This window comes from Streptomyces sp. ADMS (assembly GCF_033441795.1).
Taxonomy (GTDB): Bacteria; Actinomycetota; Actinomycetes; order Streptomycetales; family Streptomycetaceae; genus Streptomyces.
This window is the reverse complement of the sequence record NZ_JAVFVX010000184.1, coordinates 1-8,873: the sequence shown is the minus strand read 5'-3', so window position 1 is coordinate 8,873 and position 8,873 is coordinate 1. Positions and strand designations below refer to the sequence as shown.

8 protein-coding genes are annotated in these 8,873 nt (G+C 69.3%); 1 reads left to right on the top strand and 7 read right to left on the bottom strand.

Annotation, left to right across the window (positions count from 1 at the left end):
• Positions 1-444: 444 nt before the first annotated feature.
• The gene (locus RB628_RS38175; RefSeq protein ID WP_318325247.1) at positions 445-1,452 is read right to left on the bottom strand and encodes a stage II sporulation protein M; all 1,008 of its coding nucleotides are present in this window, start codon (positions 1,450-1,452) and stop codon (positions 445-447) included.
• A 130-nt stretch (positions 1,453-1,582) separates the two neighbouring features.
• Here RB628_RS38175 and RB628_RS38170 point away from each other — a divergent pair, with 130 nt between their 5' ends.
• Entirely contained in the window at positions 1,583-2,512 is a 930-nt protein-coding gene (locus tag RB628_RS38170; RefSeq protein ID WP_318325246.1) for an RDD family protein, read from the top strand.
• Here the strand turns inward: RB628_RS38170 and RB628_RS38165 are convergent.
• The 6 genes from RB628_RS38165 to RB628_RS38140 all read right to left on the bottom strand — a co-directional run bounded on the left by RB628_RS38165 (position 2,464) and on the right by RB628_RS38140 (position 8,721).
• The gene (locus RB628_RS38165) at positions 2,464-3,126 is read right to left on the bottom strand and encodes a hypothetical protein (protein WP_318325245.1); all 663 of its coding nucleotides are present in this window, start codon (positions 3,124-3,126) and stop codon (positions 2,464-2,466) included. The two genes, RB628_RS38170 and RB628_RS38165, sit on opposite strands and share 49 nt — an antisense overlap.
• Before the next feature lie 148 nt (positions 3,127-3,274).
• Positions 3,275-4,732 carry an adenosylhomocysteinase gene (ahcY, locus tag RB628_RS38160; RefSeq protein WP_318325244.1) on the bottom strand — a complete coding sequence of 486 codons (1,458 nt, stop codon included), beginning with the start codon at positions 4,730-4,732 and terminating at the stop codon, positions 3,275-3,277.
• A 278-nt stretch (positions 4,733-5,010) separates the two neighbouring features.
• On the bottom strand, positions 5,011-5,988 hold the full coding sequence (locus tag RB628_RS38155; RefSeq protein WP_318325243.1) for a cation diffusion facilitator family transporter: 978 nt from the start codon (positions 5,986-5,988) through the stop codon (positions 5,011-5,013).
• A gap of 160 nt (positions 5,989-6,148) precedes the next feature.
• Complete coding sequence (gene manA / locus RB628_RS38150) at positions 6,149-7,300, bottom strand: mannose-6-phosphate isomerase, class I (RefSeq protein WP_318325242.1); 1,152 nt, start codon at positions 7,298-7,300, stop codon at positions 6,149-6,151.
• A gap of 81 nt (positions 7,301-7,381) precedes the next feature.
• On the bottom strand, positions 7,382-8,521 hold the full coding sequence (locus tag RB628_RS38145; RefSeq protein WP_318325241.1) for an SIS domain-containing protein: 1,140 nt from the start codon (positions 8,519-8,521) through the stop codon (positions 7,382-7,384).
• Positions 8,522-8,550: 29 nt separating this feature from the next.
• Entirely contained in the window at positions 8,551-8,721 is a 171-nt protein-coding gene (locus RB628_RS38140) for a Trm112 family protein (RefSeq protein ID WP_318325240.1), read from the bottom strand.
• Positions 8,722-8,873: the final 152 nt, after the last annotated feature.

The window sequence follows — 8,873 nt, the reverse complement described above, 5'->3', positions numbered from 1 at the left end:
CACGCTGTTGAGTTCTCAAGGAACGGACGCTTCCTTCGTACTCACCCAAGAAACTTTCTCAGGCTTTCCTCCGGGCACTTTCCCTTCGGTCCTGCTGTCCTACGATTCCAACCTTACCAGATCCTTTTCCGTTCCGTTTCCGGTTCGAATTTTGATCCAGTAGCCGTTGGGGGCTTTCGCCTATTCGGTTGCCTTCCGGCTCCCTTTCGGCGAGTCCGACTTTATCAGAAGTTTTTGGCCGGACTGACCGGCCACTCATTCCTGAAGTAATCGGGAAGTGGTCCCCAAGAATCCAAGTTCTTGAGAAACCAGTAGATTTTCACTGTCACCACTGAACCTGTCCAGTTCCAGGCAACTGCTCTAATCTACCTCCCCACCAGCTCCGTGTCAACGGCTCCTGTGGGGCGAAGAGGAGACTAGCAGCCCCGCAGGTCTGTCCGCACATCAGCCAGCTGTGGGGACTGCGGCACTGCGCTCGACCGGCTCAAGGTCGCCTGTCTCGCCGGCGCGCGCCGCGCGACCGCCGAGTACATAGACGTATGCGAGGAAGGCCAGTTCAGCGACGACCCCGATGGTGATGCGGGCCCATGTGGGCAGGCCCGAGGGTGTCACGAAGCCTTCTATGGCGCCCGAGACGAAGAGGACGAGCGCCAGGCCTATAGCCATGCCCAGGGCTGCTCTTCCTTCTTCGGCCAGCGCTGTGCGGCGAGATCGCGGCCCCGGGTCGATGACGGTCCAGCCGAGACGCAGGCCCGTGCCCGCGGCCACGAAGACGGCGGTCAGTTCCAGGAGGCCGTGCGGCAGGATCAGGCCGAGGAAGGTGTCGAGTCGGCCCGCCGAGGACATCAGGCCGAGGCCGATGCCCACGTTGAGCATGTTCTGGAAGAGGATCCAGACGACCGGGAGGCAGAGGAAGATTCCCAGGACCAGGCACATCGCGGCGGCCTGAGCGTTGTTCGTCCACACCTGAGCAGCGAAGGACGCGGCGGGATGGCTGGAGTAGTACGCCTCGTACTGGCCACCGGGGCGGGTGAGGTCCCGCAGCTCGTCGGGGGCCGCTATGGAGGACTGCACTTCGGGGTGCGTGCCTATCCACCATCCCAAAAGGACCGCCACCGCCGTGGAGATGAGCGCGGTGGGGATCCACCAGTGGCGTGATCGGTAGACCGCCGCGGGGAAACCGTGTGTGAGGAAGCGGGTGACATCGCGCCAGGAGGCACGGCGGGTTCCTGTCACGGCACTACGCGCGCGTGCCACCAGTTGGCTGAGCCGACCGGTCAGCTGGGGGTCCGGGGCGCTCGACTGGATCAGCGAGAGGTGAGTGGCGGTGCGCTGGTAGAGGGCCACGAGTTCGTCCGCCTCGGCTCCGGTGAGGCGGCGGTGGCGGCTCAGCAGTGCGTCCAGGCGATCCCACTCGGCGCGGTGGGCGGAGACGAAGACATCGAGGTCCATCGTTTTGCCTGCTCCTCGGCTGTTCGTCGACTGCGCGTCGTGGGTGTCGGCTTGTCGTACTGCGGCGCGATGCCCCTTCAGCTTGGCAGACTGGCGGTTCCAGGGGCAGGTCAGGGGAAGGACGGCAGTCGTGAGTGAGCTGGTTACGGGCGAGGCGGTGACGCTGGAGCTGCGCCCCGCGAAACTGCCCAGCAGAGCGCTGGCCGTGTTGCTCGACCTTGTTGTGGTCGGGGTGGTCTACACCGCCGTCACCATTGTTCTGGTCATTTCCACCGCGTCGTTGGACGAGGCCGCACAGTTCGCGCTCTCCATCGCCGCGTTCATTCTGGTGCTGGTGGGCGCGCCGATCGCGGTGGAAACGCTCACCCATGGACGTTCGCTCGGCAAAATGGCCTGCGGTCTGCGGGTGGTGCGGGACGACGGCGGACCCATCCGGTTCCGGCATGCGCTGGTGCGGGGTGCGGTCGGTGTGGCCGAGATTCTGATGACGTTCGGGGTGGTGGCCTGTATCGCCTCGCTCGTTTCGGCGCGGGGACGGCGGCTCGGTGATGTCTTCGCGGGCACGCTCGTGGTGCGGGAGCGAGTGCCGGTCGGTCAGACCGCCTTTGTTCCTCCCCCGCCGCCTTGGTTGTCCGGACGGTTCGCGGCACTCGATCTGTCTGCCGTGCCCGACGGTCTGTGGCTGGCCGTCCGTCAGTACCTGACGCGTATGCGGCAGCTGGATCCGCAGGTGGGCTGGGCCATGGCCGAGCGGCTCGCCTCCGACATGGCGGCGCGTACGGGGACTCCGGCGCCGCCAGATGTTCCGCCGGCGGCCTATCTGGCGGCCGTGCTGCAGGAGCGGCAGGTGCGGGAGGCTCGGCGGGCTTTCGGGGGCGGTACGGCGATCAGCGGGCCGGGTGAGCATGGTGGGCATGGTGCGTTCCGGGATCCGGCGCCGCAGCGGCCGACTGCGGTTCCTGCGGCTCCGTACCCCCCCGTTGTCCCGGTCGCCGAAGCTGCGCCGCAGGATCAGGCCGGCGGTCGTCCTTCTTCCGGTGGGTTCGCTCCGCCTGCCTGATCGGCGAACACAGACGGCGGGGACTCGAGCTGTTCCAGCTCGATGCCCGGTGCGGCGAGGACCACATCACCGGCGATGTGTACGGCGTGCTGTTCGCCGGTGTCCAGGGCTGTGACCTGGTATTCGTCCACCGTCAGGGGGCCGTTGTCAGTGGCGTGTGCTTCTCTTTCCACCAAGGCCCAGGACTGGTCCACGGTGCGCGGGGCGAGGACCGGGTCCGTGAGGGCGACAAGGCGTACGCGGGTCGCGGCGGCTGAGGGGGTGAGGCGCAGGAGGCGGGCGGTGGCGACCAGGAACGCGGGGGATGTGCCGGTGAAGGCGTGGGCGCGGACGTTGCCTTCGGTGGCGTGAGCGCCGGTGGGGTCGGTGCGGACCCAGGTGACGCCGTCGAGTGCTGCGCCGCGGACCTGCCAGCTCGCCGCGTGGAGTTCGAGGCGGATGGGGCGGCCCAGGTCGTCGATGGTGAGGTCGACGGAGCCGCTGTGGTCGCCCGAGGGGGTGGTCAGCTGGGAGACGTAGCGCCAGCCGGAGGGGCCGGGGGCGCAGTGGAAGTGCTCGTCTGCGAGGGGGGTGTGATCGTGCGGATCGTGGAGCGAATAGCGGCCGCGGGGCATGGGGGTCCTGGGTCTTTTCGGGCTGTTCCCTGAGCCTCGGCAAAGGGGCAGGCCCCCGGCACGGGGGTGCGGGGGCCTGCCTCGGAGAACCTGCTGGTGGTGAGCGCGTCAGTGCACGGACGTGCTCAACACTGGCTGGGGTGCCGACTCAGTAGCGGTAGTGGTCCGGCTTGTACGGGCCCTCGACCTCGACACCGATGTACGAGGCCTGCTCCGGACGGAGCGTCGTCAGCCTCACGCCGAGCGCGTCGAGGTGGAGACGGGCGACCTTCTCGTCGAGGTGCTTGGGCAGGACGTAGACGTCGGTCGGGTACTCGTCGGGCTTGGTGAACAGCTCGATCTGGGCCAGGGTCTGGTCCGCGAAGGAGTTGGACATCACGAACGACGGGTGACCGGTGGCGTTGCCCAGGTTCAGCAGGCGGCCCTCCGACAGCACGATGAGGACCTTGCCGTCGGGGAACTTCCAGGTGTGGACCTGCGGCTTGACCTCGTCCTTGACGATGCCGGGGATCTTCGCGAGGCCGGCCATGTCGATCTCGTTGTCGAAGTGGCCGATGTTGCCGACGATCGCCTGGTGCTTCATCTTGGCCATGTCCGAGGCCATGATGATGTCCTTGTTGCCGGTCGTGGTGATGAAGATGTCGGCCTTGTCGACGACGTCGTCAAGGGTCGCGACCTGGTAGCCGTCCATCGCCGCCTGGAGCGCGCAGATCGGGTCGATCTCGGTGACGATCACGCGGGCGCCCTGTCCGCGCAGGGACTCCGCGCAGCCCTTGCCCACGTCGCCGTAGCCGAAGACGACCGCGGTCTTGCCACCGATGAGGACGTCGGTGGCTCGGTTGATGCCGTCGATCAGGGAGTGGCGGCAGCCGTACTTGTTGTCGAACTTCGACTTGGTGACGGCGTCGTTGACGTTGATCGCCGGGAACAGGAGGGCGCCGTCGCGCTGCATCTCGTACAGACGGTGGACGCCGGTCGTGGTCTCCTCGGTCACGCCGCGGATCTCCGAGGCGAGCTGGGTCCACTTCTGCGAGCCGTCGGTGATGGTGCGGTCGAGCAGTTCGAGGACGACGCGGTGCTCGTCGGACTCGGCGGTGTCGGCGGAGGGGACCTTGCCGGCCTTCTCGTACTCGACGCCCTTGTGGACGAGCATGGTGGCGTCACCGCCGTCGTCCAGGATCATGTTCGGGCCGCCGGTGGGGGTGTTCGGCCAGGTCAGGGCCTGCTCCGTGCACCACCAGTACTCTTCCAGGGTCTCGCCCTTCCAGGCGAAGACCGGGACACCCTGCGGGTTCTCGGGCGTGCCGGTCGGGCCTACCGCGATGGCGGCGGCCGCGTGGTCCTGGGTCGAGAAGATGTTGCAGGACACCCAGCGGACCTCGGCGCCCAGGGCGACCAGGGTCTCGATCAGGACGGCGGTCTGCACGGTCATGTGCAGCGAGCCCATGATCCGGGCGCCGGCCAGCGGCTGGGTGGCGGCGAACTCCCTGCGGATGGACATCAGGCCGGGCATCTCGTGCTCGGCGAGGGTGATCTCCTTGCGGCCGAACTCGGCCAGGGAGAGGTCTGCGACCTTGAAGTCCTGTCGGGCGTCGACAGTCGTCATTACGGGCTGCTCCTGAAGGTTGGGGCGAGGTGGGTACGGCTACGGCTGGTCTGCGCGGCAGCGGACACAGGAGTGCCCGAAGAGGGCACAGGCATGCCCGAGTACGCGCAGCGCAGTCCGTCGGAGGCCCTCTCTCCCTCGGCCGGTCCGCGGTGGGACCGACCGACCGCCATCAGCAGCGACGTCTGGCTCCGTCCCAAGCTACACCTGTCGGCCCGGCCGCCCCCAGTCCGCCTGCGAACACATCAGGACAGATCAAGGGCGAGTGGAGGGGAACCTCAGTGGGCGGCAGGCGCGCTCGGGCCGCCCGGGGCCGCACCACGGTCGGGGCCCTTGGCCGCTTCCGCCTCGCTGTAGATGTCCGGTTCCAGGTAGATGGCGCGGGCGATCGGGACGGCGACGCGGATGCGGGACTCGGCCGCGTTGATCGCGGTGGCCACCTCGGTGGCGGTGTCGTCGTGCTGGACGGCGATCTTGGCGGCGACCAGGAGTTCCTCGGGGCCGAGGTGAAGAGTGCGCATGTGGATGATGCTGGTGACCGTTTCGCCGTCCACGATCGCCGCCTCGATCTTCCGCACCTCTTCGAGTCCTGCGGCTTCGCCCAGGAGCAGAGACTTGGTCTCGGCGGCCAGGACAATCGCGATGAGGATGAGCAGGATGCCGATACAGAGGGTGCCGATGCCGTCCCAGACGCCGTCTCCGGTCGCCAGGGCCAGGCTCACGCCGACGAGGGCGAGGATCAGACCGACCAGCGCGCCCAGGTCCTCCAGCAGGACGACCGGCAGCTCGGGCGCCTTGGCGTGGCGTACGAAATCCTTCCAGGACTGCTTGCCGCGCGTGAGGTTGGACTCCTGGATGGCCGTCCGGAAGGAGAAGGACTCGGCGATGATCGCGAAGACGAGGACACCCACCGGCCAGTACCAGTTGTCGATCTCGTGCGGGTGCTTGATCTTCTCGTAGCCCTCGTAGATCGCGAACATGCCGCCGACGGAGAAGAGGACGATCGAGACGAGGAACGCGTAGATGTACCGCTCGCGGCCGTAGCCGAAGGGATGCTGCGGAGTTGCCTCGCGCTTGGCCTTCTTGCCGCCGAGGAGCAGCAGGCCCTGGTTGCCGGAGTCGGCGAGCGAGTGCACGGACTCGGCGAGCATCGACGACGATCCGCTGAAGAGGAACGCCACGAACTTCGCTACCGCGATCGCGAGGTTGGCGACCAGTGCCGCCACGATCGCCTTGGTGCCGCCTGACGCGCTCATGTGTTCGCGTTGTCCCTTCGTACGTCCGCTGTCCCCGGGCTTTGCCCGCCTTTTGCCGGGGGGCCATTGTTGCAGCCCCTCCGGCAACGACGCGCCAGACTGCCACAAAGGCCAGGGCAACCAGTGCCCGGGATGTGCCCGGACACTCTCCGGGGTGGTGTCAGACGACGACTGTCGCCCGGAAAACCGTGCCGGGGCCGGATACTTCGGCCTTTTCGTTCGCCGGTACGAAGACCGACTGACCGGGGGCGAGTTCGATGTCTCCGGTACGGACCGAGCCTGCCGTGCAGAGCAGGATCTGCGGGGTGGGGAGGGCGAGTTCGCGGGCGGGTGTGCTCTCCGGGAGGACGTAGCGGGAGAGGCGGAACTCGTCGATGGGGGTCTCGTAGACCTCCTCGCCGTCGGCGGACGCCTCAGGGCGCAGTATGCCGGGGTCGCTCGCCTCGAAGCGGACGATGCGCAGGAGTTCGGGGACGTCGACGTGCTTGGGGGTCAGGCCGCAGCGCAGGACGTTGTCGGAGTTGGCCATGATCTCGACGCCGAGGCCGTTGAGGTAGGCGTGCGGGATGCCCGCGCCGAGGAACAGGGCCTCGCCTGGCTGGAGTCGGACGTGGTTGAGGAGCATGGCGGCGATGACGCCGGGGTCGCCGGGGTAGTGGTGGGCGATGTCCGCGTAGGGGGCGTGGTCGCCACCGAGGCGGGCGCAGGCGGTCGCGGCCTCGGTGACCGTGCGGGCCATGTCCTCGCGGTCCGCGCTGAGTACGGCCGTCAGGACTTCGCGCAGCGCCGCCTCCTCGGGGTGGGCGCGCAGCAGGTCGACGTACGGCTTGAGGGTGTCGACGTCCAGGGCCGCGAGCAGGTCCGCGGCCTGGGACGGGTCGCGGAAGCCGCACAGGCCGTCGAACTCGGTGAGGGCGCAGATCAGTTCGGGCTTGTGGTTGGCGTCCTTGTAGTTGCGCTGCCCGGCGTCCACCGGGATCCCGCGGCTCTCCTCGTCCTCGTAACCCTCCTTCGCCTGGGCGAGGTTGGGGTGCACCTGGAGGGAAAGGGGGCCGCCGGCCGCGAGGAGCTTGAGGAGGAAGGGCAGGCGAGGGCCGAACTTGGCGACGGCCGCCGCGCCGAGTTCGCCCTGCGGGTCGGCGTCGATGACCTCGACGAGGGTGCCGCGTCCGGTGCGCGAGGGGGCGCCGGGGTGGGCGCCCATCCACATCTCCGCCTGCGGTTCACCGGTCGGCTCGGTGCCGAGGAGCGCCGGGATGGCGGTGGTGGAACCCCAGGCGTAGGGGCGGATGGTGTTGTCGAGGCGGTCCATAGCGGTCTTTCTGCGTGCAGATCGAGAGGAAGTGACAGGTGGAGAGGGGGTGGGGTGGTTTCGGCGCTCTGGCTCAGCTGTTCAGGTCCCGGCGGTCAGCGCGAGGTACACCACGGCGAAGTCCGTGGTGGCGATCAGTTCCGCCAGGTTCTCCAGTTCGGCGCCGTCCTCCGGTTCGAGTTCGCTGATCGCCGTGTCATGACCGAGGGCGAGTTCGCGGGCGGCCGGGGCGGCGCTGAGGCCGCCGGTCGGGCGGTCACGGAGCAGCACCACGCGCGCGTGCAGGGCGGGTGCCTCGGTCACGCGGTCGCGGAAGAAGTCGTCGGGTTCGGCACCCGCGGCGAGCCGGCTCGCGAGCAGGGCGCCGTGCGCGGCGAGTGCCTCGGGGAGTTCGGCGGCGAGCGCGGGGCGGCCGGCCAGTTCGGCGAGGGCGGCGGCGAAACGGCGTCCCGCGGGCCCGGCCGACGCGCCCTCCGTCCAGATCACCGGGAGTGTGTCCGCGAGTTCGGCGGCGAGAGTCTTGGCCGGGTTGCTGTACGTCGCGACGGCCGGGCCGCAGCGTTCTGCGATCCGGTCGAGGCGGTCGGCGACTTTCTCCAGCGCTTCCGGCGGCGCGGCGAGCAGGCCGGTGCGGTCGAGGAGCGCGAGCAGCGGAATGAGCAGCGCCCACAGGACGCCGGGGGCGGTTGCGGCGAGCGGCTGGTCCGCCTCCTCCTGTTCGTACGGGGCGGTCGCCATCCGTACGAACAGGCCATGGGCCGCGCCCTGCACCGTCTCGGTGAGCGGGGTGTCGGCGGGCGCGACGGCGACGACCGTGCAGCCGCGGCGGTAGGCCTGCTCAGCGAGCAGGGACAGGCCCGGTTCCGTGCCGTCGGGAGTGGCGATCAGGAGCAGGTCCACGGAGCCGGCCCAGCCCGGCAGCTCCCAGCGCAGGGCGCCTGCCGCGGGGGCGACACCGGTGGGGGCCAGGCGGGTGACGGGGCTGGTCGCGCCGGCGAGGGCGCCGAGGAGGTCGGCCACGCAGCTCGCGGCGGCGCCGGGGCCCGCGATCAGGACGGCGCGGGGGCGGCCGTCCGGTTTCAGGTCGTTGATCCCCGCGTCGGCCGCGTGCCGGGCGGCGGTGCGGACGCGGGCGCCTGCTTCGGCCGCACCGCGGAGTAGGCCGCGGCGGTCTGCGTCCGCCAACGCCTCGGGGGCGTCGAGCAGCGATTCGTCGAGCATGGGTGGCACCTCCGATCGCCGGGACGGGCTTACGCGGGGCGGCTGGCCTCGTCGACGAGCAGTACGGGGATTCCGTCCCGGACGGGGTACGCCAGGCCGCAGTCCTGGCCGGTGCAGATCAGCTCGGTCTCCTGCTCCTTGAGGGGAGCGTGGCAGGCCGGGCAGGCGAGGATCTCCAGGAGGCCGGCTTCGAGCGGCATGTGGTGTCCCTTCGGGGGTGCACGGATGTGGCCTGGTCAGGGTACCGCCGTGGGGGGCGGGGTGTGGGGCGTGGAGGGGATGGGGATGGGAGGGGTTTCGCCCCCGCCGCCCCTACCCGTCCCATCCCGTACCTGGGGGCTGCGCCCCCAGA